At 69.3% G+C, this 26,183-nt stretch carries 24 protein-coding genes; 13 read left to right on the plus strand and 11 right to left on the minus strand.

The genetic code is table 11. The annotated features are described in order from the left end of the window. Positions 1-2: 2 nt before the first annotated feature. The 3 genes from RT2_RS01880 (at position 3) to RT2_RS01890 (ending at position 4,398) form a co-directional block, all read left to right on the plus strand. The gene (locus RT2_RS01880; protein WP_072842785.1) at positions 3-2,819 is read left to right on the plus strand and encodes an ABC transporter permease subunit; all 2,817 of its coding nucleotides are present in this window, start codon (positions 3-5) and stop codon (positions 2,817-2,819) included. Then, positions 2,816-3,556: an ABC transporter ATP-binding protein gene (locus RT2_RS01885; RefSeq protein WP_072842786.1), complete on the plus strand. Its 741-nt coding sequence runs from the start codon at positions 2,816-2,818 to the stop codon at positions 3,554-3,556. Before RT2_RS01880 ends, RT2_RS01885 begins: the two co-directional genes overlap by 4 nt. Positions 3,557-3,642: 86 nt before the next feature. Further along, on the plus strand, positions 3,643-4,398 hold the full coding sequence (locus RT2_RS01890) for a FadR/GntR family transcriptional regulator (protein WP_092776268.1): 756 nt from the start codon (positions 3,643-3,645) through the stop codon (positions 4,396-4,398). A 6-nt stretch (positions 4,399-4,404) separates the two neighbouring features. Here the strand turns inward: RT2_RS01890 and RT2_RS01895 are convergent, their stop codons facing one another. The 3 genes from RT2_RS01895 to RT2_RS01905 form a co-directional block, all read right to left on the minus strand. After that, complete coding sequence (locus tag RT2_RS01895) at positions 4,405-5,313, minus strand: DUF6777 domain-containing protein (RefSeq protein ID WP_139191231.1); 909 nt, start codon at positions 5,311-5,313, stop codon at positions 4,405-4,407. A gap of 269 nt (positions 5,314-5,582) precedes the next feature. Then, positions 5,583-6,740, minus strand: a complete 1,158-nt coding sequence (locus RT2_RS01900; RefSeq protein WP_072842788.1) for an acyl-CoA dehydrogenase family protein — start codon at positions 6,738-6,740, stop codon at positions 5,583-5,585. A gap of 13 nt (positions 6,741-6,753) precedes the next feature. Then, complete coding sequence (locus tag RT2_RS01905) at positions 6,754-8,259, minus strand: 3-hydroxyacyl-CoA dehydrogenase (RefSeq protein ID WP_217635615.1); 1,506 nt, start codon at positions 8,257-8,259, stop codon at positions 6,754-6,756. Positions 8,260-8,513: 254 nt separating this feature from the next. Between RT2_RS01905 and RT2_RS01910 the strand changes: the two genes are divergently transcribed. Beyond that, complete coding sequence (locus RT2_RS01910) at positions 8,514-8,927, plus strand: hypothetical protein (RefSeq protein WP_072842860.1); 414 nt, start codon at positions 8,514-8,516, stop codon at positions 8,925-8,927. Between the two features lie 73 nt (positions 8,928-9,000). Here the strand turns inward: RT2_RS01910 and mmsA are convergent, their stop codons facing one another. Genes mmsA through mmsB form a run of 3 tightly spaced genes read right to left on the minus strand, consistent with a single transcriptional unit; the run spans position 9,001 to position 12,819 of the window. After that, complete coding sequence (mmsA, locus tag RT2_RS01915) at positions 9,001-10,476, minus strand: CoA-acylating methylmalonate-semialdehyde dehydrogenase (protein ID WP_072842789.1); 1,476 nt, start codon at positions 10,474-10,476, stop codon at positions 9,001-9,003. 49 nt (positions 10,477-10,525) lie between these two features. Beyond that, positions 10,526-11,911 carry an MFS transporter gene (locus RT2_RS01920; RefSeq protein WP_072842790.1) on the minus strand — a complete coding sequence of 462 codons (1,386 nt, stop codon included), beginning with the start codon at positions 11,909-11,911 and terminating at the stop codon, positions 10,526-10,528. After that, on the minus strand, positions 11,908-12,819 hold the full coding sequence (gene mmsB / locus RT2_RS01925) for a 3-hydroxyisobutyrate dehydrogenase (protein WP_072842791.1): 912 nt from the start codon (positions 12,817-12,819) through the stop codon (positions 11,908-11,910). The genes RT2_RS01920 and mmsB overlap by 4 nt, the downstream gene beginning before the upstream one ends. 150 nt (positions 12,820-12,969) lie before the next feature. Between mmsB and RT2_RS01930 the strand changes: the two genes are divergently transcribed. Beyond that, positions 12,970-13,866: a LysR family transcriptional regulator gene (locus tag RT2_RS01930; protein WP_072842792.1), complete on the plus strand. Its 897-nt coding sequence runs from the start codon at positions 12,970-12,972 to the stop codon at positions 13,864-13,866. Between the two features lie 34 nt (positions 13,867-13,900). Beyond that, positions 13,901-14,650, plus strand: coding sequence for an enoyl-CoA hydratase-related protein (locus RT2_RS01935; RefSeq protein ID WP_072842793.1), 750 nt, complete (start codon positions 13,901-13,903; stop codon positions 14,648-14,650). Between the two features lie 43 nt (positions 14,651-14,693). On the opposite strand, the gene RT2_RS01940 is transcribed toward RT2_RS01935, so the two are convergent. Beyond that, positions 14,694-16,226: an MFS transporter gene (locus tag RT2_RS01940; protein WP_083577003.1), complete on the minus strand. Its 1,533-nt coding sequence runs from the start codon at positions 16,224-16,226 to the stop codon at positions 14,694-14,696. A 31-nt stretch (positions 16,227-16,257) separates the two neighbouring features. Then, positions 16,258-17,037, minus strand: a complete 780-nt coding sequence (locus RT2_RS01945) for a helix-turn-helix domain-containing protein (RefSeq protein ID WP_092776265.1) — start codon at positions 17,035-17,037, stop codon at positions 16,258-16,260. Positions 17,038-17,174: 137 nt separating this feature from the next. On the opposite strand from RT2_RS01945, the gene RT2_RS01950 reads away from it, so the two are divergent. After that, complete coding sequence (locus RT2_RS01950; protein ID WP_072842795.1) at positions 17,175-17,540, plus strand: nuclear transport factor 2 family protein; 366 nt, start codon at positions 17,175-17,177, stop codon at positions 17,538-17,540. An 82-nt stretch (positions 17,541-17,622) separates the two neighbouring features. Here RT2_RS01950 and RT2_RS01955 read toward each other — a convergent pair whose 3' ends face one another. Then, positions 17,623-18,096 carry a DUF4334 domain-containing protein gene (locus tag RT2_RS01955; protein ID WP_072842796.1) on the minus strand — a complete coding sequence of 158 codons (474 nt, stop codon included), beginning with the start codon at positions 18,094-18,096 and terminating at the stop codon, positions 17,623-17,625. 120 nt (positions 18,097-18,216) lie between these two features. On the opposite strand from RT2_RS01955, the gene RT2_RS01960 reads away from it, so the two are divergent. Next, complete coding sequence (locus RT2_RS01960; protein ID WP_245709446.1) at positions 18,217-18,681, plus strand: MarR family winged helix-turn-helix transcriptional regulator; 465 nt, start codon at positions 18,217-18,219, stop codon at positions 18,679-18,681. Positions 18,682-18,704: 23 nt separating this feature from the next. Then, on the plus strand, positions 18,705-19,619 hold the full coding sequence (locus RT2_RS01965) for an SDR family oxidoreductase (protein ID WP_072842798.1): 915 nt from the start codon (positions 18,705-18,707) through the stop codon (positions 19,617-19,619). 72 nt (positions 19,620-19,691) lie between these two features. Here RT2_RS01965 and RT2_RS01970 read toward each other — a convergent pair whose 3' ends face one another. Both RT2_RS01970 and RT2_RS01975 read right to left on the minus strand, forming a co-directional pair. After that, on the minus strand, positions 19,692-19,979 hold the full coding sequence (locus tag RT2_RS01970; protein ID WP_072842799.1) for a hypothetical protein: 288 nt from the start codon (positions 19,977-19,979) through the stop codon (positions 19,692-19,694). Positions 19,980-20,085: 106 nt separating this feature from the next. Next, positions 20,086-20,973, minus strand: coding sequence for a TetR-type transcription factor C-terminal domain-containing protein (locus RT2_RS01975; RefSeq protein ID WP_072842800.1), 888 nt, complete (start codon positions 20,971-20,973; stop codon positions 20,086-20,088). A 179-nt stretch (positions 20,974-21,152) separates the two neighbouring features. On the opposite strand from RT2_RS01975, the gene RT2_RS01980 reads away from it, so the two are divergent. From RT2_RS01980 to RT2_RS01995, 4 genes are all read left to right on the plus strand, one after another. Next, entirely contained in the window at positions 21,153-22,361 is a 1,209-nt protein-coding gene (locus RT2_RS01980; RefSeq protein ID WP_072842801.1) for an acyl-CoA dehydrogenase family protein, read from the plus strand. Then, positions 22,358-23,380: a phosphotransferase family protein gene (locus tag RT2_RS01985; RefSeq protein ID WP_072842802.1), complete on the plus strand. Its 1,023-nt coding sequence runs from the start codon at positions 22,358-22,360 to the stop codon at positions 23,378-23,380. The genes RT2_RS01980 and RT2_RS01985 overlap by 4 nt, the downstream gene beginning before the upstream one ends. 11 nt (positions 23,381-23,391) lie before the next feature. Then, positions 23,392-24,129: an SDR family NAD(P)-dependent oxidoreductase gene (locus RT2_RS01990; protein ID WP_174556653.1), complete on the plus strand. Its 738-nt coding sequence runs from the start codon at positions 23,392-23,394 to the stop codon at positions 24,127-24,129. 660 nt (positions 24,130-24,789) lie between these two features. Beyond that, positions 24,790-26,183, plus strand: a 1,394-nt coding sequence (locus RT2_RS01995) for a condensation domain-containing protein (RefSeq protein WP_255312490.1), incomplete at its 3' end; no start/stop codon positions are given.

Genomic DNA, 26,183 nt, shown 5'->3' on the forward strand with positions numbered 1-26,183 from the left:
GAATGACTGAGTTCTTGCAGTTCGCGATTCTCGGCCTGGGAGCTGGCTCTGCCTACGCGCTCCTGGCGCAGGGCATCGTGCTGGTCTACCGCGGATCCGGGGTGGTGAACTTCGCCCAGGGCGCGATCGCCATGGTGGGGGCCTACATATGCTTGGAAACCCTGCGGCACGACCATGACTGGGGGCTGCTGCCGGCCTTCCTGGTGGCGGTCGTGGTGGCCGGACTGATCGGCCTGGCATTTCAGCTGCTGGTGTTGCGGTGGCTCGCCAACGCCGCGCCGATCGTCCGGCTGGCCGCCACCCTCGGCCTGATGGTGATCCTGCAGGCGGGGGTGCAGCAGTACTACGGCAGTACGTCGATCCGGGTCAAGACCTTCCTGCCCGACGAGGCGTATCGCTGGGGAGGCGTTGTGGTGCAGCAGGATCGGATGATCCTGCTGGGTATCGCGATCCTGTCGACGGCTGCGCTGTGGGCGTGGACCAACTTCACCCGGGTGGGCCTGGCAATCACCGCGTCCGCCGAGAACGAGCGAGCCGCCGCCGCGCTCGGCTGGTCGCCGCAGCGGCTGGCGACACTGACCTGGACCGTCGGCGGCGCCCTTGCCGGTGCCGCCGGCATCCTGGTGGCGCCCCTGACCGGGCTCACCCCGTCGACCTTCGTGGTGATCGTGACGGTCTCGGCGCTGGCTGCGGCGCTGCTCGGCGGCTTCCGTTCCTTCCCCCTGACCCTGATCGGCGGCCTGCTGCTCGGCGTGGGTGAGAGCCTGGTCGTCCTGTACCAGGACGACCTGCGGGATCTGCTCGGGATGGAAACGCTCACCGGCGTCAACCGGGCGGTGCCGTTCTTGGTGATCCTGGTGGTGCTGGTGGTGCGGGGGAAGGGGCTGCCGTTGCGCAGCCATGTCTCAGAGCGGCTGCCCAAGCTCGGTTCCGGCGAGATCCGCTGGCCGCTCGTCGTCCTCGGGATCCTGGTGGCCGTGGGCATCATCCTGGGCGGCGGCGACTGGCTGCGGTCGTTGACCCTGACCCTGGCCGCGGCGGTGTTCCTGCTCTCGATCGTGGTGCTGACCGGCTTCGCCGGCCAACTCTCGCTCGCCCAGTACACCGTCGGCGGCCTGGGCGCGCTGTTCGCCGCGCGACTCGTCGGCGAGGCCGGCTGGCCACTGGTGCCCGCGGCCCTGGTGAGCGTGGCGGCGGTGATCGCGATCGGTGTGGTGTTCGCACTGCCGGCGTTGCGGACGCGGGGCGTGAACCTGGCGGTGGTCACCCTCGGACTCGGGTTCACCATCCAGGAGATGGTGTTCAACAACCCGACCTTCACCGGCGACAAGCTCGAGGGCTCGGTGAAGATCCATCAGCTGAGCCTGTTCGGACTCGATGTGACGCCCAGTGTCCATCCTGAGCGGTGGGCGACGGTGTGCCTCGTGGCGTTGGTCGTCTGCGGTCTGATTGTCGCGAACCTGCGGCGCTCGCGCACCGGGCGACGGCTCATCGCCGTGCGCACCAACGAGCGGGCCGCGGCCTCCCTCGGCATCAGCGTGTTCGGGGTCAAGATCTACGCCTTCGCGCTCGCGTCCGGCCTGGCCGCGGTGGCCGGCATCCTCCTGGGCCTGCGCAACACTGCCGTCACCTACCTAGAGTTCAACGTGTTCGCGTCGATCAACGCCGTGGTCCAGGCGGTGACCGGCGGCCTCGGGTTTGTCACGGGTAGCCTCATCGGCTCGCTGATGGCGCCCGGCGCCCTCTTCAGCCGGCTGCTGTCCGGCTTGGCCATCGCCGCGCTGCTCGGCGGCGTGATCCTCATCGTCACCCTGCTCACCAACCAGAACGGCATCGCCGACATGATCTCCCGCGGGGTGCGGAAGAACCCCGCACTGGCTGCGGTGCTGGCGCGCAAGACGCGCCGTGGACATGAGCTGTCAGACGAGGCGCCCACCGGGTCGGTCACCCCGACGCCACTGACGGTGCGCGGCCTGACAGTCCGGTTCGGTGGTGTGACCGCCGTCGACGGCGTCGACCTCGACATCGCGCCCGGGCAGGTGGTGGGCCTGATCGGGCCCAACGGCGCCGGCAAGACCACCGTCATCGACGCCATCACCGGATTCGTCAGCCCCGCGGCCGGCAAGCTCACGCTGGGGGACCAGGACATCACCGGCTGGTCCACCGCGCGGCGCTCCAAGGGCGGCCTGCGCCGGTCCTTCCAGTCGCTCGAGCTGTTCGAGGACGTCACGGTCGGCGAGAACATCCACGCCGGCGCCGACGAGTCCACCTGGCTCTCCCGGCTCACCGACCTCGTCAGCCCGGGCCGCCATCCCCTCTCACCGAGTGCATCGGCGGTGGTGCGGGACTTCGCGCTGGAGAACGACCTGGACGTGCTGCCGAGCGAGCTGTCGTACGGCCAGCGCCGGCTGGTGGGTATCGCCCGCGCCGTTGCCTCCGCTCCCTCCGTCATCCTGCTCGACGAGCCGGCGGCCGGACTGGACGACGCAGAGAGTCGAGAACTCGCGGTCGCCATTCGGCACCTGGCCGTGCAACGCGGGGCCGGGGTGCTCCTGATCGAACACGACATGGGTCTGGTGATGTCCACCTGTGACCGGATCGTGGTGCTCGCAGCCGGCCGGGTGCTCGCGGCCGGCACGCCCGAGGAGATCGCCGCCAGCCCGGCGGTTCGCGACGCCTACCTGGGCGCCGAGGACGAGGACGAGACCGAGGCTGCGGCCGAGACCGAGACCGAGACTGTGGCCGAGACCGAGACCGAGACCGAGACTGTGGCCGAGACCGCGGCTGGGACCGAGAAGACAACGGGAGCAGTGCGATGACCATCACCAGCGAGAAGACGGTGGCGTCCGACGTCGTGCTCGAATGCCGCGGATTGAGCGCGGGTTACGCGGGGGTCGTGGTCTGCCGCGACCTCGACATCAAGGTGAGTGCAGGAGAGGTGGTGGCACTCATCGGCGCCAACGGCGCCGGCAAGTCCACCACCATGCTCACCGTGGCCGGCGAACTGGCCCCGATCGCGGGCGAGCTCTCGGTGCTCGGCTCCGCGAAGCGTTCCTCGCTGTCGGCGCTGGCGCGCCGCGGCATGAGCTACGTGACCGAGGAACGGTCCGTGATCATGGGCCTGACGACGGCGGAGAATCTCCGCCTGGCCGGGGTCGCCGCCGACACCGCCTGCGAGATCTTCCCCGAGCTGCGCGCACTGCTCAAGCGCCCCGCCGGCCTGCTGTCGGGTGGCGAACAGCAGATGTTGACGCTGGCCAGGGCGCTGGCACGGGAGCCGCGCCTGCTGTTGGCCGACGAACTGTCGCTGGGGCTCGCGCCGCAGATCGTGCAGCGACTGCTCGCCGTGGTCCGGGAGGCAGCGGACCGCCGCAACCTCGGTGTGCTCCTCGTCGAACAGCACGTGCGGCAGGTACTCGCGGTCGCGGACCGGGTGTACGTGATGCGCCGCGGGCAGGTGATGCTCTCGGGCACCGCGGCGGAGATCGGCGCCGATCTCGACGCCGTGCAGCGGGCGTACCTGGCACCGGCGTCGGGCCCGATCGAGGGCGGATAGCCGCTGGAGCGGCACCCTCTTGTACCGTTGGGCGATCGTCGGGCCTGGTCAGGCCGCGTCAACTCGGGTGCAACAAAGGGGGCTCAGTGGTAGCGGGATCGAAGTCGTCCGTGGTTCGGGTGCCCAAGGCGGGTGAACTCGTCGCTGCCAGTCTGCGCCGCCGGATCATCACCGGAGAGCTCGAGGTGGGCGATCCGTTGCCCACCGAGGCCATCCTGATGGAGCAGTTCGGGGTGTCGCGGCCGACGCTACGCGAGGCCTTCCGGATTCTCGAGTCCGAGGCGATCATCACGGTCCTGCGCGGCGCCCACGGCGGCGCCCGGGTGCTCGCGCCCGACGCGTCCAGCGCGGCGCGGTACACCGGACTGCTGCTGCAGTACCAGGGCACGCCGCTGGTCGACGTCTACCGGGCTCGGGCATCGCTCGAGGTGTCCGCGGTCGGGATGCTGGCCGCCGGGACCCAGGGCAACGAGTTGGAGACGTTCGCCGACCTGCTCGCGGCCGGGGAGGACCTGCTCGACGACGCGGAGGCCTTCGCGCGGCACGACGTCGACGTGCACCAGGCGCTGATCGACCTGGCCGGCAACCAGACGCTCGCGGTGCTCGCGGGCATGCTCGTGCACATCATCGACGCACACAATGCGCTGTTCATCGCCGCGCACGGGGGCGGCAACGAGCGGCCCGCCGCCCGCGCCGCGCATCGGGCCTACCTCAAGCTGCTCGGCCTGATCCGCGACGGGGACGCGACCGCGGCGCAGGAGTTCTGGCGTAAGCACCTCGACGCGATCGAGAAGTACATGATCGGCGACTCGGAGACCACGCTCGTCGAGGTGCTGTCCTAGGCCAGGTCACGGGATCGGGATCACCAGCGGCGGCAGCCCCGGAATCTCCACCCGGATCTCGGGCGGTGGCGGCGGGGCTGGTGGCGGCGGAGCTGCCGGCACCACGACGGGAGCCGGTGGCGGCGGCGGGGGTTCCGGCGGCGGCGGGGGCTCCGGTGGTGGCGGAGGCATCGGTGGCGGCGGTGGCGGTGGCGCCGGAGGGCGCCGCTCGGCCTGCACCGGCACCGGCACCGGCGCCGGAGCGGCCTGCCTGGGTGGTTGTGGCGGCGCCGCCGTGGGTGGGGATGTCGGAGGGGCGACGGACGGCTGCGAAGCGGCGCCGACGGCAACCGCGGTGAGGGCGCCGGTCGTCAGGTCCACCACGGACACCTCGGTCATGGGGCTGAGCGCGGGCCGAACCTCCAGCACCCGATCCGCCTGGTAGTCCGGCCAGGGCACCGCCAGTGGATCGGGATCAGCGCCGCTGGGGGAGTCCAGCGGGTTGCCGCGCGCGCAGCGGACCCGAGGCATGCCGAGGTCGTCGATCAGGACAATCGTCCCGGCCTCGAGCACGGACTGGGCCGGGGCCGCACGCCCGTCGTCGTAGCCGTACTTGGTGACCCGGGTGTCCGCCCGCAGCAGCACCGGGGTGAGTGCTTCGACGGCGGTCCGCACGTCCTCGACTTCGAGAACCCCCAACCACGCCGCGGCCTTGGCCGGGTCGCCGGTCAGGTCGTCGGCGAGTCGCGCACGGTCGCACAGCGGCCGGTCACGGCTGCCCCCGTAGAGACCGATGCGGTCGCCGTCGACCCGGGCCGGTTCACCGGAGCCCGGCAGTTGGGTGCCTGGTGGGCCGGGGGGCACGATCGTCGGGATCTGCGGGGGCAGGAGTTGTCCGGTCCAGGGGCGCTGCTCGTCCGTGACGGCGCTGGTCATGGTGACCCGATCGATGCGTGAACCGGTCGAGCATGCCCCGACGGTCAGAATGCAGGCGACGGCAAGCCAGCGCCCCGGCGCACACCGCCTGCGTGCAGGGGAACCTTCGGCTTCGTTTCCTCGGGCCCACCACGTGGGCGGCCCGACGACGTCCGTGGCCACTCGCACATCGTAAGCACAGGCGCCGGTCGGCCGGGCGCTGTTACCGGACTGTGTCGCCGCGGCGGGCCAGGCGATGCCGAGTCCGGTGCCGACCCCCGGCCGCGGCCCTACATCGCGTCGATGCCGGTGAGCGCCCGCCCGATGATCAGCTTCTGGATCTGGCTGGTGCCCTCGTACAGGGTCAGGACGCGGGCGTCGCGCAGGTACTTGCCCATGGGGTACTCGTCGATGAAACCGTAGCCGCCGAACACCTGCAGGCAGTTGTTGCTCACCTTCACCGCGGCCTCGCTGGCCGCCAGCTTGGCCATCGACGCGGGCAGCGTCACTTCCTTGGAGGTGGCTCCGGCGTCGACCAGGCACGCCGCGCGGTGGGTCAGCAGTCGCGCGGACTCGATGGCCAGCGCCGAGTCGGCGAGCAGTTCCTGCACCAGCTGCTTCGAGGCGATCGGAACCCCGAACTGGGTGCGCTCGGTGGAGTACTTCACCGCCGCGTCCAGTGCGGCCTGGGCCACGCCGACCGCGCCGGCGGCGACGGAGATGCGGCCCTTGGCCAGCGCGGACAGCGCGATCGACAGGCCCTTGCCCACCTCGCCGAGGCGGGCCGAATCCGGCACTCGCACATCCTGGAATGCCAGCGAGGCGGTGGCTTGGCCGCGCAGGCCGAGCTTGCCGTGAATGGTGGTGGCGGTGAAGCCTTCGCTGTCGGTGGGGACCAGGAATGCGGTCAGGCCGCGGCCGCCGTCGTCGGAGGTTCTGGCGAAGACCAGCGCCACCTTGGCCCAGGTGCCGTTGGTGATGAACATCTTCTCGCCGTTGAGGATCCAGTCGTCGCCGTCACGCTTGGCCTGAGTGCGGAGCGAGCCGGCGTCGGAGCCGCTGTCGGGCTCGGTGAGCGCGAAGCATCCGAGCGCGTCGCCGGAGGTGAGCTGCGGCAGCCACCGCTGCTTCTGTTCGTCGGTGCCGTAGGCGGCGATGGTCTTGGTGACCAGCCCGAGCGAGACCGAGACGATGCCGCGCACCGAGGAGTCGCCGCGGCCGAGTTCTTCGCAGACCAGCGTGTAGCTGAGCATGTCGACCTCGGTGCCGCCGTAGCGCTCGTCGATGGTCAGGCCGAGGAAGCCGAGTTCGCCGAGCCGTCTGACAATGTCCAGGTCCACCGCTTCCTCCCGGTCCCAGTCGCGGATGTTCGGGATGATCTCGGCGTCGACGAAGTCCGCCGCCATCCGACGCACGCTCAGCTGGGTGTCGTCGAGGGTGAAGTCCATGGTGATCGGTCCTCTACAGGTCGGTGGGTCGGGTTCCGGTGGCGCACAGCGAGAGCCCGAGATCGGCGCGGGTGCGCAGCCAACCGCTGGCGCGGTACCGCGGGTCGCCGGTGTACGCGAGCAGGCCGTCCAGGATCCGTAGGACGAATGTCGCGCCGTGGGTGTCGCCGAGCGTGAGCGGACCCTGCGGGTAGCCCAGGCCCAGGCGGGCACCGAGATCGATGTCGGCGGGCGAGCCGATGCCGTGCTCGGCGATCGCACACGAGACGTTGACGATGGACGCGAGCAGGCGCTGCGCGATCGGGGCAGGGCCGTCGGCGGTGACGGTGAGTGAACGACCGGTGGCGGCAAGGACATTCAGGGCGGCGGTGCCGACGGCCGGGTCGAGAGTCGCCGGCACGGTGACCGTGAGCCGGCTCCCTGCCACGCCGAGCGGGTCGACGCCGACGGTGCGGGCCGGGTCGAGGCCGGCCGCGAGCGCCGCCCGGTACGTCGGCTCGCCGACCGGGAGTACCAGCGACACGGCGTCCGCGGCGGGGGCGTCGCACACCAGCACCCCGGCGGCCCGCAGCATGTCGGCGAACTCCGTGTCCTCGTGCACGTACACGGCGGTGGCCGCGGCGTCGGGTGTGTACCGTGGCTCGGCCGGAACCTCTTGTCTGCCTTCGAGATAGGGGTAGAACCCCTCGCCGGTCTTGCGGCCGAGCAGCCCGGCCGCGACGCGTCCCGCCGCGATCGGCGACGGCCGCAGCCGAGGGTCGCCGTAGAAGCCGGCGGACACGGTCTCCATCACCGGGTGCGAGACGTCGAGGCCGGTGAGGTCCATCAGCTCGAACGGGCCCATCTTCAGCCCGAGGGTCTCGCGGGCGACCCGGTCGATGTCGGCCGCCGACGCGGTCTGTTCGGACAGCACCGCGAGTGCCTCGGTCGGCAGGCCGCGGCCGAGGTGGTTGACCAGGAAGCCGGGTGTGTCGCGGGCGAGCACTGCGGTATGGCCGAGTCGGGCGACGAACTCGCGGCCCACGTCGACCAGCGCGGGATCGGTGCGCAGTCCGGGGATCACCTCCACCAGCTTCATCAGCGGCACCGGGTTGAAGAAGTGCAACCCGAGCAGGCGGGTCGGATCGCGCAGTACGGCGCCGATCGCGGTGATCGAGAGCGAGCTCGTGTTGCTGGCCAGGATCGCGCCGGGTGCCACCGTCTCGAGTTCGGTGAAGATCGACCGCTTGACGTCGAGTTGCTCCACCACCGCCTCGATCACCAGGTCGATGTCGCCGGCGGGGGCGGTCGGTTCCGAGCCGGCGTGCAGTCGCGCGACAGCGGCCTCCGCGTCCGCCTCGGTGCGCTGACCCTTCTCCGCGGAACGTCGCAGCATCGTGGTGACGAACTCCAGTGCGGCGGAGACGGCCTCGCTGCTGACGTCGGTGATCTCGACCTCGACGCCCGCGGTGGCGGCGACCTGGGCGATGCCGCGGCCCATGGCTCCGGCGCCGATGATCCGAATCTTCTCGATCGTCACTGGTTTCCCCCGTAGGTCGGTGTGCGCTTGTCGAGGAAGGCTGCGATTCCCTCGGCGCGATCGGCGGTGTCGAACGGCAGTTGGAAGGTGGTGCGGTCCAACTCTATTGCGGTGTCCGGTGGCGCGGCCTCGGGATGCCGGACGATCTTGCGGACTGCGCGGACGCCCGACTGTCCGGCGTCAGGTAACTCTTGACACGACTGGGCCGCAGTGTCAGGGTTTACCTGACGCAATTGGAGTGAAGGGTGAGCACGGTGGACGATCCGATCGAAAAGGCGCTCACGGCGGACGTCGCCGCGGCTGCAGTCGCCACGGTCAACGCCGGCGTGGTCGAGGCCGGGCGCCAGGCAGACGTGCTGGTGGGTACCGGTCCGCTGCCGGGAACCGGGGAGTGGCTCGCCGAGGAGGGCACCGACCTCCCCGCGCAACGGCAGCTGGCCTGGCAACTCGCGTGCTTCCGGATCCAGCTGGCCGCCGGCATCGACGCGGTGGAGACGGTGATGAGCCTGCGGCGCTTCGGCGTCACCTGGGCGACCATCGGCCGGGCCGCGGGGATGACGCGACAGTCGGCGCACGAGCGGTGGGGCCGGCCGGTCGCCGACATCCTCGACCGCTACGGCGAGGGCATGCCCGACTCCGTCCCGGACGACGACCCGGCGGCCGGCTGAGCGTGCTTGCGAAGCAACGGACCAGGCCGGGCCCACTGAATCGGTGGGGCCCGGCCTCGTCACTCGAGATCGGTCAGTTCGGGCGGAACCCGAAATCGGTGCCGGCCACGCTGTCCCAGCGCGAGGTGACGTACTTCGGGCGGGTGTAGAAGCTCCACGAAGCATTGTTCAGTCCGGTGTCGCCGTAGGCGGAGTCCTTCCAGCCCTGCACCGCGTACGCGGCAACCGGAACGGGAATGGCCACGTTGACACCGATCATGCCGGCCGAGGCGCGGCGCTCGAACTCGTTGGCGGCGGCGCCGTCCCGGGTGAAGATCGATGCGCCGTTGCCGTAGCGGTGGCTGCGGATCAGCTCGAGACCGTCGCCCAGGGAGTCGACGCGCAGTACCACCAGGATGGGACCGAAGAGCTCCTCCTGGTAGGCGGCGGAGGACACCTCGACGTCGGTGAGCACGGTCGGGCCGACGAAGTAGCCGCTCTCGAAGCCGGGTACCACCTCGGCGCTGCGGTCCACCACGGCGCGGGCACCACCGGCGATCGCCTCCTTGACCGCGGCCTGGATGCGCTCCTGTGACTGCCGGTTGACAACCGGTCCGACTTCGGTGTCGTCGCCGTCGCCCGGGCCGAGCCGGACCTCCTCGGCCCGCGTTGCCAGCTTCGCCAGCAGCGGCTCGGCGCTCTCGCCGACCACCACCGCGACCGAGATCGCCATGCAGCGCTGGCCCGCGGCCCCGAAACAGGCGGAAGTCAGCTGGTCGGCGACCACGTCGAGGTCCGCGTCGGGCATCACGATCATGTGGTTCTTGGCGCCGCCGAAGGCCTGTACCCGCTTGCCCGCCGCCGCGGCGCGGGAGTAGACGATCTGCGCGACCTGGCTCGAGCCGACGAACGCGACGGCCTCGGTCCGCGGGTCGTCGATGAGGCGCTCGACAGTGTCCTGGCGACCGTGCACCACGTTGAGCACGCCGTCGGGCAGCCCGGCCTCCTTGAACAGTTCGGCGATCCGGATGCAGACACCCGGGTCCTGCTCGCTCGGCTTCCAGATGAAGGTGTTCCCAGACGCCAGTGCGACGGAGACCATCATCATGCCCATCATCGCGGGGAAGTTGAACGGGGTGATCCCGACGCAGACGCCGAGCGGGTGCAGCACCGATTTGGTGTCGATGTCGGGTCCGGTCTGCAGCGACGTCCCGCCGCGCACGAGCGCCGGTCCACCACAGGCCAACTCAACCGAGTCAGCGGCCCGGGAGATTTCGCCCGCGGCGTCGTCGAGCGTCTTGCCGTGCTCCTGGGTGATGAGGGCGGCCAGCTCGGATCGGTTCTCCACGAGCAGGTCCCGGAAGCGGAACAGCACCTGGGCGCGCCGGGAGAGGGTGGTCTGCGACCAGTCGTCGAAGGCGTCTGAGGCCGCGGCGAGTGCCGCGGTCACGGTGTCGGTGTCGGCCATCGGCACGGTGGCGATCGGCTGATCGGTCGCGGGGTTGGTCACGTCGATGAGGTCGCTGCCGGAGACCGGGGCGCCGTTGATCCAGTGGTGGATGGTGCGCATGGCTTGGATACCTTTCGGGTCAAGTGGATTCAAGAATTGGAAGGGGGCGTCAGAGGGTGGTGCCGAAGCGCTCGCGATGCTCTTCGTCCAGCGTGGCCAGCGACGAGCCCTTGGTCTCTCGCATGAACAGCACCGCGACGATCGAGATCAGGCCCGCCACACCGACGTAGATGGCGATAGGGACCCAGCTGCCGTAGGTCCGTAGCAACAGGGTGGCGATGACGGGGGCGAGCGAGCCGGCGAAGATCGCGGTGACCTGGGCGCCCATCGAGACGCCGATGTAGCGCATGTGGGTGGGGAACATCTCGGCCATCATCGCGGGCTGCGGGGCGTACATGATCGCGTGGATGATCAGGCCGATCGTGATGGCGCACAGGATGAGTGCGTCGGACTTGGTGTCCATCAAGGGGAACGCGACGAAGCAGTAGAGGGAGGCGAGGACGGCACCGACCAGGTAGACCGGCCGGCGGCCCAGCTTGTCCGACATCCAGCCGAACAGCAGGATCATGCCGGCATGGATGACGTGCGATATCAGCATCAGGGTGAGGATCGTGGAGGTGTCCACCTTCAGCTGCACACTCAAGTACGTCAGCGAGAACGTGACCACCATGTAGTAGAGGATGTTCTCGATCACCCGGGCGCCCATCGCCGTCAGGACCTCACGCGGACGGGCTCGGAAGACGCGCTGGATCGCCTTCCACGTGTTCTCGGCCTGCGGCTGCTCCTGGGTGGCCTCCTGGAAGATCTGCGAGTCCTCGACCTTCGTGCGGATGAACCAGCCGATCAGCACGATGAACGCCGAGAAGAAGAACGCCAGTCGCCAACCCCAGGACAGGAAGTCGTCCTCGGGCATCACGAACGACAGGAACAGCAGCACGAGGGTCGCGACGACGTTGCCGAGCGGCGCGCCCGCCTGCGGGAAGCTGGACCAGAAACCGCGGCGGTTCGCCGGACTCTGCTCGGCGACCAGCAGCACCGCGCCGCCCCATTCGCCACCGATGGCGATGCCCTGGGCGAAGCGCAGGAGCACCAGGATCACCGGGGCCAGGTAGCCGATCTGGTCGAAGCTCGGGATGGCGCCGATCAGGAAGGTCGAGGCGCCGATCATCAGCAACGAGATCTGCAGGAGCTTCTTGCGGCCGAACTTGTCGCCGTAGTGGCCGAAGATGATGCCGCCGATGGGGCGGGCGATGAAACCGATGGCATAGGTCAGCAACGCCGCGATGACACCGTCGAGCGGGTTGCCGGTGGCCTTGAAGAAGACGTGGCCGAAGACCAGCGCGGCCGCCATGCCGTAGAGGAAGAATTCGTACCACTCGGCGACGGTGCCGGCCATGGATGCGGCCACGATCCGGTGGAATCCGCGCGGCGTCCCGGTCGCCGTCTCGGCCGCGGCCGGGGCTTGGTCGGCGGGCGGGCTCAGCTGGGCGGTCATCGGGCGCCGCCGACGCTCGCGGCCGGGACGGTGCCGTCGACCAGGTGGATCAGCGAGGAGAAGTCGAGCGACCCGCGGCCGTCGGCGATGAGGCCCTCGAGGCGCCGTGCCACCTCGGCGGTGGCGGCGGTGTCGACGCCGTGTGCGGCCGCCGCATCGAGGGCGAGGCCCAGGTCCTTGCGCATCAGCGCGACGGAAAACCCGCCGGTGAAGTCGCGGTTCGAGGGGGCGGAGGCGACAGGCCCGGCGACGGGGTAGTAGTTGCGCAGGGCCCAACTGTCGCCCGTGGACACCCCGGCGATGTCGATGACCGTCTGCGGCGTGATGCCCAGGCGCTCGGCCAGCACCGCGGCCTCGCAGGTGCTCTGCATGTTCATCGCGAGCATCATGTTGTTCACCATCTTGGCGCTCTGACCTGCGCCTGTCTCGCCCGCGTGGAAGATGCGGGCGCCCATCAGTTCCAGCAGCGGGCGGGCAGCGTCCAGGTCGGCGGACGCGCCGCCGACCATGAAGGTGAGGGCGGCGTTCTGGGCGCCTGCGGTGCCGCCGGAAACCGGCGCGTCCAGGAAGCGTCGACCGGTGGCGGCGACGGCCGCGCCGACCTCGCGGGCCTCGGTGGCGCTGATCGTCGAGCAGTCCAGCACCAGGGCGTCGGCGTCGGCCGCGTCCAGAGTTCCGGACTCGAGCAGTGCGGCCCGGACGTGTGCACCCTTGGGCAACATGGTGATGACCGCGTCGGCGCCGTCGGCCGCCGTCGCGGCGGAGTCTGCGGTGCGCAGGCCCGCGGCGACGGCCGCATCGCGGGCGTCGGGGGAGAGGTCGACGCCGATCACGTCGTGTCCTGCGGTGTGCAGGTGTGCGGCCATCGGCAAGCCCATGTTGCCGAGACCGATCCAACAGATCTTCACGCTGGTGCCCTTCTGTCGAGTGCCGCGTAGGGGTGACCGCCGCAGCTGCTGCCTAGAAGAGTGAGCTAGGTTACATCCTCAGGAAAGGCCCTCTTTGGTACACGTGCTGTGCAGAACTGCACAGCAGGTGGGGTCGGTGAGGAGATTCGGATGCGCGCCGACGACCTGGTGGTGCTGCTCGAGATCGCCCGCTGCGGCTCGCTCGTCGGGGCCGCGTCCGCACTCGGGCTCAACCACGCGACCGTGTCGCGCCGGATGTCGGTACTGGAGTCCGAGTTGCGGGCACCACTGCTGGTCCGCGGTGTCAGCGGCTGCACGCTCACCGACCTCGGCCACAGCCTGCTCGAGTCGTGCGAACAGATCGAGTCGGCCCTGACCGAGGTGCGCGACCTGGCCAGCACCACGCCACGCGAGCGGGAGTTGTCCGGGCTGGTGCGGATCGCCACGACCGATGCCTTCGGGGCGCTGTTCGTGGCGCCGCTCATGGCAGAACTGCACAGGATCAACCCCGACCTCCTGGTGGAGATCGTCACCCAGACGCGGCTGGGCGCCTACGGCATCGGTGCCGACATCGAGATAGGGGTCGGCGAGCCGGTGGTCGGGCGTCCGGGGGCCGAGAAACTCACGGACTACCGGTTGGGGCTCTACGCCTCGGACGAGTACGTGTCCGAACGCGGCCTGCCGCAGACCTTGGAGGAGCTGGCGGGGCACTCGCTGGTCTACTACATCGAGGGCCTGTTGCGGGTGGAGGACCTCGACGTGCTGACCCGGCTGACCGGGCGTCACCAGGTGACCTTCGGCTCGACCAACGTGCAGGTGCAGACGATGGCGACGCTGTCGGGTGCGGGGATCGGGCTGCTGCCGGCGTTCGTGGCCGAGCGCGAGCCCACGTTGCGCCGGGTGCTGGCGTCGGACGTGGCGATCAACCTCGAGTTCACCGCGTGCCTGGGGCCGCGGCGGCTGCGCCGGCCCGCGGCGGCCACCGTCATGCAGGCAATCCGGGAGATGGTCGTGGAGCGTCAGGCGGAACTGGTGCCCCAGTGGTGACGACGGACCAGTGGTGACGACGGAAAGGAATCGGATGCAGGTACGGCAGGAGGTTCGCGGGCGGGTGCTCGTGATCCGTCTCGAGCGCCCGGACAAGCGCAACGCCATCAACGAGGCAATGGCCGTGGGTATCGACGCCGCGCTCAACCGCCTCGACGACGACCCCGACCTCTGGGTCGGCGTCCTGACGGGGACGCCGACCGTGTTCTGTGCGGGCACCGACATCAAGGAGGGCTCGGGGCCACTCACCCCACGCGGCGGCGAGTACGGGGTCATCCGGCGCGAACGCAGCACCCCGCTGATCGCGGCGGTGGAGGGGCAGGCGCTCGGCGGCGGCTTCGAGATCGCGCTGGCCTGCGACCTCGTCGTCGCCGCTCGTGACGCGGTGTTCGGGCTGCCGGAGTCGCTGCGGGGTCTGGTCGCGACGTCCGGTGCGCTCTTCCGTGCGCCGCGGGCCCTGCCCGTCAATGTGGCGCGGGAGCTGCTGATCACCGGCAACACCCTCGGCGCCGACCGGGCGTACGGACTCGGGGTGGTCAACGAGGTCACCGAGCCGGGTGCGGCACTCGACGCGGCGCTGCGGATGGCCGAGCGGATCTGCCTGTCGTCGCCGGTCTCGGTCCGCGAGAGCCTGCGGGCCGTTCACGCGCTCACTGCCGACTCCGACATCACCGGGTGGGAGGTCACCGAGCGGGCAAAGGCGGTGGTGACCGCGTCGGCGGACATGCGCGAAGGGATCGATGCCTTCTTCGAGCGGCGGTCGCCGAACTGGACCGGGAAGTAGCCCGCCCCGACGGGGTCGGCGCCGGTCGCCGACCCCGGTCAGGTCAGTGCGCGGGCGCGGGCGCGGGTTCCGCGGACGCCGGGACGGGGGTGGCCGCGGCATCCAGTCGGACGCGTCGCGGGATGAACGCGGCCACCAGCAGGGCGCACAGGGCGGCGCCGGCACCGATCAGGAACGTCACGACGAAGGCCTTGTGTGTGGGCACCTCGGTGGGACCCAGCGACATCGTCATGCCGGTCAGCACGAGGATCATGACGGCGCTCGCGAACGAGGTTCCGATCATCCGCATCAGCGAGTTGAGTCCGTTGGCCGCGGCCGTCTCCTTCAGCGGTACCGAGCCCATGATCAGCGCGGGCATGGCCGCATAGGAGATGCCGATGCCGGCGCCGATGATCGTCGCGACGAGGGCGATCTGCCACATTGCGTTCATCAGCACGGCGCCGATCAGGTAGCCGGAGGCGATCACCACGGTGCCGACCATCAGGGTGGTGCGCGGACCGTACCTGTTGGTCAGGTGCGCCGAGACGGGGGAGAGCATCATCATCACGATGCCCCCGGGGGCCATGCACAGGCCCGCGACGACCATCGACTTACCGAGCCCGTATCCCGTCTCCGGCGGCAGCTGCAGCAGCAGCGGAACCGTCAACGACGTCGCGTACATGGCGAATCCGGTCAGGACCGACGCGACGTTGGTGAGCAGCACCGGCCGCGACGCCGACACCCGAAGGTCGACGAGGGGCTCCGGCGTGCGCAGCTCCGTCACGCACCAGGCGGCGAAGACGACGACCGACAGGCCGAGCAGTCCGAGGGTGGGAACACTGGTCCAGCCCCAGTCCGCGCCCTTGGTGATCGGGAGCAGCAGCGAGACCAGTCCGACGGTCAGGCCGATGGCGCCGAGGTAGTCGAAGCGTCCGGGGTTGCGGACCGACGACTCGGGAACCGCGATCGTGACCGCTGCCGCGACCAGCGTGCCGAGAACCGCGGATGCCCAGAACAGCGTGTGCCAGTCGTAGTTCTGTGCGGTGAAGGCGGCGAGCGGCATGCCGACGGCGCCGCCGACGCCCATCGTCGAGCTCATCACCGAGATCGCGCCGCCGACCTTCTCGCGCGGCAGTTCGTCGCGCAGGATCGAGATGCCGAGCGGGATCGCGCCGGTGGCCGCGCCCTGCAGTGCGCGGCCGACGATCACCGCGGTGACCGAGTCGCCCAGCGCGCACACCACGGAGCCGGCGACGAGGAACGCCATGCTGATCAGGATCATCCGGCGCTTGCCGAACATGTCCCCGAGGCGTCCCGCCACCGGTGTGACGGCGGCGGCCGCGAGCAGTGTCGAGGTGATCACCCAGGATGCGGTCGCGGTGTCGGTGTCCAGTAGCTCGGGCAGGGCGTGGATCAAGGGGACGACGAGGGTCTGCATCAACGAGACGACGATGCCGCTGAACGCGAGGATTGCCAGGACTATGCGCGGGGAGCGGGAGGTCTCCGTGCCGCTGGGTGCCGAAATGGTCACTACGGATCTCTTCTCTGGTGCTACGAAAGGCAAGTCAATGAACGCAAGGATGTGTACGATACACATCCTTCGCTCTCCGTCCGCGACGTTGCTACGACTAGCGGCGGAAGAAGTCCGCGGTCGCGGAGTCGGACGGGTAGAACGATTCGATCGCAATCTCCGCGAGCGTGACGTCGCGCGGGGTGCCGAAGACGGTGGTCGTGCTGAACATGGACAGTTCGGCGCCGTCGGTCCGGATCCGCAGCGGAACCAGTAGCGCCGAGGTGTCGGTCTCGCCGATCTCCTCCTCTCCCGGGTAGCCGCGCAACTCGTCGACGAGCTGTGCCAACTCCGGGTCCGCGGTGGCGTCGGCTTCCCGGTGCAGTCGAGCCAGCAGGTGGCCGCGCCACTGCCCGAGATTCGCGATCCGGGGCGCCATGCCGTCCGGGTGCAGGCTGAGCCGCAGCACGTTGACGGGGGGTTCGAGCAGATGCGGTGCCGAGCCGGCTGTGAGCACCTCGACGGCAGGGTTGCCCGCGACCAGGTCCCAATGGCGGTCGACGACGACTGCCGGGTAGGGGGTGTGCGCGTCGAGGATCCGGTTGATCGCGTCGTTGACGGCCGACATCGGCGCGTCGGGTAGCCGGTTCTGCGGGTAGGCAGGTGCGTGACCGCCGGCCAGGAGCATCGTGTTGCGCTGGCGCAGTGGTACTTCCAGGCATTCCGACAGTCGAATGATCATTGCCCTGGTCGGCCGCGCCCGGCCCGTCTCGATGAAGCTGAGATGACGCGCGGACACACCGGACTGTGACGAGAGGCCCAGCTGAGTGAGCCTGCGCCGTTCCCGCCAGTCCCTGAGTATCGAGCCGACCGGTCGCGAGGTTCCCGTGTCTGTCACACGGCTCAACTTAGCGAGGTCCGGTCGCCCTCACGATTACCTCCGAGGTAATCGACTGGCGTCGGTGGGCGCCGCAGAGTGGAGGCAGCCGACGGGCGAACCAGAGCCGCCGGATCACACCCTCGGAAGGAATCATCATGAGCGACTTCACCGAACAGGCAACCGCGTACATCGACATGTGGAACGAAACAGATCCAGCGGCCCGGCGCGACCGGGTCGAGCAGGTCTTCGCGGCCGGGTCCAGGTACGTGGACCCGCTCGGCGTTGCGGTGGGACACGACCAGATCGACTCGATGGTCGGTGCGGTGCAGCAACAGTTCCCGGGCCTGCGGTTCGCCCTGGCCGGCCCGATCGACACCCACCACGAGCAGGCTCGATTCGCGTGGCGACTGGGCGTTCCGGGCGAGGACTCGCTGATCGACGGATTCGACGTCGCCGAACTCGACGGCAGCGGCCGAGTGGCGCTGGTCCTCGGTTTCCTGGACAAGGTGCCGACGGCATGAGCCTCCGGGGCGGGCGCACCTGCCCGCCCCGGATCGCCGTCGCCCTCGCTGCGGCCCCCGACGGCCCGGATGCAGATGCTGCTCAGTCTCTTTCGAGCAGGAAATACAAATGCCGGCCGTTGTCGAGCACGGCCTCGGGCTTGCCGTTCATGATTCCCATGAGGGTGTTCTCGTCGACCCTCTTGAAGTGGTCGAAGATCGGCTTGCCGTCGTAGACCATGGTCGCGGTCACCTCGCCCCGGAACTCGATGTTCCACAGGCTGGCCTCGCCCCTGCCGAGCTTGACGTTGGAGTAGAGGTTGCCCTCGTCGTCCCGGCACATCAGGGGCTTGGCGTCGAGGACCGAGTGGAAGGTCTTCCCGTGCCAGCCGCTGGCGGGGAGAATCGTGCAGAGCTGATGTCCGGTCTGGAACACGGCTCCCTTCCAGGTGCCCAGGATGTCGGCTGCGGCCACGACGTCCAATGCCGCCCAGACGGCATCGAGATCGGTGGGAGAGACGCCCTCGGACTGTGCGCGGAGTTCCTGAAACTTGTTGCGGGCCTGCTCGACATCCATCGACGACTCCTCTGGTTGGGTCTGTGGAGGCTACGCCTCGTCGGGGGCGTGGCGGCAAGGACACGAACCCGGCGAATCCACCTGCCCGACCGGTGGGACCGGGATGCGAAGATGGACGTGATGGATCCAGATTCGATCGACGCGGGCCGCGGGCTCGAGCGTGAGCTGACGCTGATGGCGCGGCACACGGCCCTCGTGTCCCAGTGGCGGATGCCGGATCGCGCCCTGGACCGGTCCGCGTACCTGTTGCTCTCCCGCCTCGAGATAGGCGAGCCGATGACGCTGCGGGAGCTGTCCGAGGCCTTCGGCCTCGACGTGTCCACCGTCAACCGTCAGACCGCCGCGCTGGTGCGTCAGGGACTGGCCGAGCGCATCGTCGACGCGGAGGGCGGCACAGCCCGCAGGTTGCGTCCGACCGAGCGCGGGCTGGCGGCATTGCGCTCGGACCGCGACCAGAACGTGGAGGGCGTGACCTCCCTTGTCGCGGACTGGGACGACCAGGATCGCCGGGATCTGGTTACCTTGCTGCGGAAGTTGAACGAGAAGATCGAGGAGCGCCAGGGGCTGAACTGGCCCCGGGACTGACCGAAGCACCGAGGAGAGCACGAATGGGTATCAACGAGGGACGCGTCGTCGTGGTGACCGGGGCGGCGGGCGGTATCGGCCGTGAGCACGCACTCGAATTCGCGAGGCAGGGCGCCAAGGTCGTGGTCAACGACCTCGGTCCCGCCGAGGCCGTCGTCGAGGAGATCAAGGCGCTCGGTGGCGAGGCCATTGCGAACAAGGACGACATCTCCGACTTCGACGGTGCGGGACGGCTGATCCGCAGCGCGATCGACACCTTCGGCACCATTCACGTCCTGGTGAACAACGCGGGCATCCTGCGCGACAAGATGTTCGTGAACATGACCGTCGACCAGTGGGACGATGTCATGCGCGTGCACCTGCGCGGCACCTTCGCGCCGTCGCAGCACGCGGCGTCGTACTGGCGCGAGCAGTCCAAGGCCGGGACGCCGGTCGCGCACCCGCGGATCATCAACACCTCGTCGCCGTCGGGTCTCTACGGAAACCTCGGCCAGGCCAACTACGGCGCGGCGAAGGCCGGCATCGCGGCGTTCACCGTGATCCTCGCCGACGAACTGGCCCGGCTCGGGGTCACCGTCAACGCCATCGCCCCGACCGCGCTGACCCAGATGACCGCCGGCCTGGAGGCGTTCGTCGCCGCGGCGGAGGCGGAGAAGGAGCGCACCGGTTTCGACGCGGCCGCGCCCGAGAACATCTCGCCGACGGTGGTCTGGCTGGGGTCCCCGGAGTCGGACGGCATCACCGGACGGATCTTCAACGTGCACGGTGGCTCCATCAGCGTCGCCGAGACCTGGGTCGCCGGTCCCGGGGTGTCGAAGGACGCACGCTGGGACCCGGCCGAGCTCGGCGAGGTCATCCCGGCGCTGGTCGCGGAGGCCCGGCCGAACTCCGACATGGCCGGAAACCCGCGTCACGCGAACTCGCGTCTGGGTCTCTGAGCCCAACCCCGAAGCAGCCGGAGCGGCCCACCACAGCACGTGTGGTGGGCCGCTCCGGTCGTCGGGGGGGGGTTACCCGAGTGCGCGTGCCGGGGCGGGCACTCGTTCGATCCCGTGGTTCTTGACGGGCGGGGTGGTTCGCAACCACGTGCCGTCGGCCCGGCACAGCTGGTAGGTGCCGTCCGGGTGGTAGATCTTGGAACCGACGCTGTAGTCCTTGCCGTCGTAGACGCACACGGTGGTCGTGGTGCCGTCCGGGTTCGTGCGGATTGCCGCATTCGCGACGGCGGCCTGGGCTCCGATCAGTCCCGCGGCGACGAGGATCGAGGCGGCGAGCGTCTTGACGGTTCGAGAGATCATGGGGTGGCCCTTCGGTTGTGGTGTCTGCCCAGGTGGACTCCAACAAATATGGGCGACACGGGCCCGGTCGGACAGGGACCCAAGGGGTGGGGTTCGCCCCCCCTCGTCAGCGCATTCCGAGCAGCGTGAGGGCAAATTTCGCGTACTCGGCGGCGATCTGCTCGGGCGTGGACGGGCCGCCGATCCGGAACCACTGGGGCAGTGACGTGCACATCGTCACGATGGCCTTCCCGGCGTCGCGCGGGTGCGCGGTGGTGAAGTCCCCCGCCGCCACCCCGAGCCCGATCTCGGCGTCGAGGAGGTGCTGAACCGCGTTTCGGGAGGCGCGGATCCGGTCCCGGTTCGGCGGTTCCAGGCTGCGCATCTCGCTGGCCCCGATGAAGGCCAGCTCCCGCCGGTGGGTGTGGTAGAGCGCGAGCGCCTCCACCGCGAGGCCGACCCGGGCCACGGTGGTGTCGCCCTCGGCGAGGGCCGCGCGCACCCGCCAGTGGATCTCGTCCATCGTCAGGTCGAGCGCGCGGACGAGAAGTTCCTGCTTGTCGCGGTAGTGGTGGTACACGCCGGGCGCGCTCACCCCGGCCCGGGCGGCCAGCGCGCGCATGGTGGCGCCGTGGTACCCGGTCTCGACGAATGCCTCGATCGCGGCGGCCAGTACCGGGTCGAGTTCGAGCGCGGGAAACTCGCGCCAGTCGGCCGCAGAGTGTGCAGTTGTCGTCGGCGTTCCAGTGGGTTTGGTCCGGGAAGTGCGCATTCGGCGGGCGGGGGCGGCGGGGCGCTCGGTTGAGGCGGCGCCGCCCAGCAGCAGCTCGGTCGGTACCTCCAGTGCGTCGGCCAGTTCCACGAGCCGGTCGACGGACACCCCGGTCCGGCCGTTCTCGATGGCGCTGAGCGTGGCGGGGCTGACCGCGATCCGGGCCGCCAACTCGCGCAGTGAGAGCCCGCGCTCGGTGCGGGCCGCCCTGATGGCTTCGGGCAGCGGCGGTCGTCCGGGCATGCGCCCTCCTCTCGGCGTTCGGATCTGCAATGTATCAGGAATCCTGAACACTTGGTTGCGGGCATTGTCGTGCATAGAACGAAAGTTGCGTGTTGACAGGGCTGATCTCGGATGAGAACGTGGTCGGGAAGACATGGAAGTGGAACGAGCGTTCGGCGTTTCCGGAGTAAGGAGAGAACGTGGCAATCGACCTGGCGTATTCCGGCGAGACCGCGGACCTGATCAAGCGGACCCGGGAGTTCACCCGCGACGTGGTGCTGCCGATCGAGGACGAGTTCGGCGGCAACATCACCGAGGCCGGCGGCGACGAGCTGCGGGTCCGGATGCAGGACGCGGCGAAGGCCGCCGGGGTCTTCGCGCCGCACGCGCCCGTCGAGTTCGGCGGCCACGGCCTGAACATGTCCGACCGCGCCCCGGTGTTCGAGGAGGCCGGCTACTCGCTGTTCGGTCCTGTCGCGCTGAACATCGCCGCACCGGACGAGGGCAACGTGCACATGCTCGCGCACATCGCCAACCCCGAGCAGCGCGAGCAGTATCTCGCGCCGCTGGCCCGCGGCGAGGTCCGGTCGGCCTTCGCGATGACCGAGCCCTCTCCCGGCGCCGGCTCCGACCCGTCGGCACTGAACACCCGGGCCGTCCGGGCCGACGGCGGCTGGCGGATCAACGGCCGCAAGTTCTTCATCACCGGCGCGGACGGCGCCGGGTTCTTCATCATCATGGCCCGCACCTCAGGGGAGCCCGGTCAGCGCGGCGGGGCCACGATGTTCCTTGCGCCCGCGGACACGCCCGGTATCCGGGTCGGCCGTCACATCGACACCCTGGACCGCTCGATGATCGGCGGGCACTGCGAGGTGTTCTTCGAGGACCTGCTGGTGCCGGACAGTGCCGTGCTCGGCGAGGTGGACCGCGGCTTCGAGTACGCCCAGGTGCGGCTCGGGCCGGCGCGGATGACGCACGTGATGCGCTGGCTGGGTGCCGCCCGCCGCGGCCACGACGTCGCTGTCGACTACGTCGCCAAGCGCGAGGGCTTCGGTTCGAAGCTCGGAGACCTCGGCATGATCCAGAAGATGGTCGCGGACAACGAGATCGACATCGCCGCGACGCGCGCGCTGCTGGTGCGTGCCTGCTGGGAGCTCGACCGCGGCGAGCACGCGTCGAACTCCACGTCCATCGCCAAGACCTATGCGGCCGAGGCGATCTTCCGGATCGTGGACCGCAGCGTCCAGATGTGCGGTGGGATGGGCGTTTCCGGCGACCTGCCGCTGGCCCGGCTCTCCCGTGAGGTGCGGCCGTTCCGGGTCTACGACGGCCCCTCCGAGGTGCACCGTTGGGCGATCGCCAAGCGCGTCGTCGGTGCGGCCAAGCGCGCACAGGCGGATGCACGATGAACCTGCCGGGGATGGATGTCGCCGCCTTGCAGCGGTACCTGGTTGCCGAGGGCATCGAACTGCATGGCGACCTGCGGGTGGAACTGATCAGCGGCGGACGCTCGAACCTGACCTTCAAGGCCTTTGACGACCGCTCCTCGTGGGTGGTCCGCCGACCGCCGGTCAGCGGACTGACGCCCTCCGCGCACGACATGGCACGCGAGTACACGGTGACCAACGGTCTGCAGGGCACCGGGATCCCGGTGGCGCGAACGGTGGCGTTCGACGCCGACGGGAAGGCCCTGGGCGCGCCGACCACCGTCGTCGAGTTCGTCGACGGTCTGGTGGTGCGGGACCAGGACGACCTCGCCGCGCTCACCGACGAGCAGGTCGCGGGCAATGCCGGCGAACTGGTCCGGGTGCTGGCAGCACTGCACGAGGTGGACTACCGGGATGCCGGTCTCGGCGAGTTCGGCCGTCCCGAGGGCTTCCTCGCTCGTCAGGTGGCGCTGTGGGCGAAGCAGTGGGAGCGGGTCAAGACGCGTGAGCTGCCCGACGTCGCGAAGCTGCATGCGCGCCTGGCCGAGTCGATCCCGCAGCACTCGGAGGCGTCCATCGTGCACGGGGACTACCGGATCGACAACACCATCCTCGACGCCGCCGACCCCACCGCGGTCCGCGCACTGGTGGACTGGGAGCTCTCGACCCTCGGGGACCCGCTCACCGACGTGGCTCTGATGTGCGTGTACCGGAACCCTGCCTTCGACCTGCTGCTCGGTACGAAGGCCGCCTGGACCAGTGATCGGCTGCCATCGGCCGACGAGCTCGCGCAGACCTACGCCGTGGCGTCGGGCCGCGATCTCGGCAACTGGAGCTTCTACATGGCGCTGGCGAACTTCAAGCTCGCCGTGGTCGGCGAGGGCATCACCCACCGCGCGCTGCAGGGCTCCGATTCCGGCAGTGGCGCAGAGAAGGCGGCGGACGCGACGCCGGAGTTCATCACCGCTGGGCTGCGTGCCCTGGAAGGAGTATCGGCATGAGCGAGTCCCGGATCGTCCACACCGCGCTGGTCACCGGCGCCTCCCGCGGGATCGGGCTGGGCATCGCCCACCGGCTCGCGAGTCTCGGCTACTCGCTGACCGTCACGGCGCGCGACGCCGAGCGGCTCGACGTGGTGGCTGCCGAACTCCGTGCGGCGGGTGCACCCGAGGTGGTCCCGGTGGCCGGTGACATGGCCGACGAGGACGCTGTCCGACGGCTCACTCAGGTGCACGAGGACCGGCTCGGCCCGATGAAGGCGCTGATCCTCAACGCTGGCGTCGGTACCGCGGGGACCGTCGCCGAATACCCGATGAAGCGGTTCGACAAGACCCTCGACGTGAACCTGCGCGCCCCGTTCCAGCTGCTGCAGCAGTGCCTGCCGCTGCTGCGCAAGGGCGCTGAGGCGGACCCGGGACGCGGCGCAAAGGTGATCGCGCTGGCCTCGATCGCGGGGGTCTACGCCGAGCACGGCCTGGCGGTGTACGGCGCGACCAAGGCTGCGCTGATCTCGTTGGTCCAGACGCTCAACGCGGAGGAGTCGGGCAACGGCGTCAGCGCCACCACGATTGCGCCCGGGTACGTCGACACCGACATGAGCGCGTGGATCCACGACCGAATCCCGGCCGAGCAGATGCTCGAGGTGAACGACATCGTGGAGGTTGCCGAGTCGTTGCTCCGCCTCTCTTCGCGGGCTGTCGTCCCGAACATCGTGATGACTCGGGCGGGCACAGACGGGCTTCACGCCTGACCCTCTAGTACACCGTCAGTAAATCACCGGCATCCGGAGAAGGTTTGAGGCGAGGCCGTGGGCCTGTGACATAATCACAATCAAATTGTGATGTTCACCCAACTCGCTGGTAGTCCCCTCGACGCCGTCCTGACCTGCGCGAATCGCCATTCACTTGGCGGCAGGTCGGGACGGCGTTCGTGTTCTTCTCGGCGTTGTCGGCGGACACCTGGACGCATGCCCGAGATACTTTCAAAAGCCCTCGAAAAGCTCGGCTAACGCGGTAAGTTGCCACGTGCGGTCGGTGGCGTCCTGCCCTCGTCGTGATCGGGTTGCCGTCCTGTTGACGGTTGGATTGTTCTTCGGGAGGGCGATCTGTGAGAACACAATGGATCGACGTGCGTCAGATACAGGGGACCGCGGCGGTTGCCGCGGTAGTGGTGGCTGCGCACAGTCACGGACAGACCGGAGTCGGCGTAGGCACGTGATGTGCCACTGACCTGCCGATGGATTGCGCGCCCAGGGCGCGTACGTATCCCGCTGTGAAGCGGATTCAATCTCTACGAAATCTGACTTCGGCCCGTCGTGTCTGCCGTAGCCCTCGGCCTTGTTGGCAAGGCCAACCTTCTGGCCTGGGCATTTGCAGGGACGACCGGGTTGTTCCGAAAAAAGGGGAATCAGTTGAAGCCGACCGCGTTCGACGGAATCGACGGCACCGATCACGCCACCGACGTTGACGCGATGGAGGTATTCCCGCTCTCGCATGCCCAGCTCGGGATGTGGTACGCCCAGCATCTCGATCCCGACGTGCCGATCAACATCGCGCAGTACGTCGACATGCGGGGTGACCTCGACATCGACACTCTCGAACGGGCCAGCATCGTCGGGTCGTCCGAGTTCGGATCGGGCTTCCTGCGGATTCTCGAACGTGACGGCCAGCCCTGCCAGATGGTGGATCTCGGCATCGACGACTCGCTCCTGGTCCGTGACTTCCGGGGCGAAGAGGATCCTGAGCGGGCCGCTCACGAGTGGATGCAGGCCGACTACAGCGCCCCCGTCAACCTCCTCGAAGACCGACTGATCGTCGCCGCAGTGCTACGGATCGAGGACAGCCGGTACTTCTGGTACTCGCGCTGCCACCACATCATCCTCGACGGATTCGGCGCCATGAACTTCATGACGCGCGTCGCCGAGTTGTACTCGGCCGCGGTCGAGGGCCGCGAGCCGGCGCCCTTGAAGGCGGTGGACCTGAGCGAGCTGTACAAGTCGGACACGGCCTACCGGGAGAGCGAGAGGTTCACCGCCGACGGCGAGTACTGGGCCGAGCGGATCGCCGGCCTGGAGGAAGGCACCAGCCTCAGCGGTCGGACCGCGGCTCCGTCGGCGGTCAACGGGGTGTCCAGCGCGGCGCTTTCCGACGAGTTTGCCGCGCAGCTCTCCGCCGCGGTCTCGGAGCAGAATTCATCGCCCGCGGGGATGCTGATCGCCGCGTTCGCGAGCTATCTGGCACAGATCTCGGGCAACGAGGATGTCATCCTGAGCCTGCCTGTCACCGCACGTACGACGGCCGCCGCCCGGCGGTCCGGCGGCATGATGTCCAACGTGGTGCCGCTCAGGCTGCACGTTGGCGCCGACACCACCATCGCGGAGCTCCTCACCCAGGTCCAGGTCGCCGTCTCGGGTGCGCTGCGGCGCCAGCGCTACCGGCACGAGGACATGCGCAGAGGCTCGTCCGCCAGTGCGGTCCAGCGGGACCTGCTCGGTCCGCTGGTGAACATCATGCTCTTCCACAACGAGGTGGCCCTCGGACCTGTGTTGGGCGAGTTCAACATCCTCTCGACCGGCACCATCGAAGACCTGGGCGTCAACTTCTACCAGAGCGTCGGTGGTACCCGCACTCACGTCGACTTCGAGACCAACCCGAACCTCTACACTGATGACGAAGCGCGCGAACATCATTCGAGGTTCCTGAACTTCTTCGAGCGGTTTGTCGGCGTGGACGCCGAAACGCCCGTCTGGGCGCTGAACGTGGCGACCGACATGGAACTCGAGTTGGTCCTGGATCGGTGGAACGA

The sequence above is a fragment of the Rhodococcus tukisamuensis NBRC 100609 genome, assembly GCF_001894985.1.
Lineage (GTDB): Bacteria > Actinomycetota > Actinomycetes > Mycobacteriales > Mycobacteriaceae > Rhodococcus_G > Rhodococcus_G tukisamuensis.